General features: G+C 70.0%; 1 protein-coding gene. It reads right to left on the reverse strand.

Annotation, left to right across the window (positions count from 1 at the left end; genetic code table 11):
* Positions 1–240 (reverse strand): hypothetical protein (locus tag SB756_RS34665; protein WP_410913833.1); only part of this gene is annotated, 240 nt, incomplete at both ends.

A 240-nucleotide genomic window follows, 5' to 3' on the forward strand; every position in this document is an offset into this window, starting at 1 on the left:
CTGGCGCAGGTTGATGCGCTGGGCACGGGCCTTCGCGTGCAGGCTGGCGGTGGCTTCGCCGGTTGCCAGGGTCAGGGTATCGAACGCGCTCTGGCCGACGACCTGGATGCCCATGGCCTTGAGGCCGGCGGCGAGGATGGCGGTCAGTGCGTGGGTGCGTTGGGCGATGCGCTTGAGGCCGTCGGGGCCGTGGTACACGGCGAACATGCTGGCGATGTTGGCCAGCAGCACCTGGGCGGT

Origin of the sequence: Pseudomonas sp. SIMBA_068 (genome assembly GCF_046534705.1) — a bacterium.
In the GTDB taxonomy this organism is placed as follows: Bacteria; Pseudomonadota; Gammaproteobacteria; order Pseudomonadales; family Pseudomonadaceae; genus Aquipseudomonas; species Aquipseudomonas putida.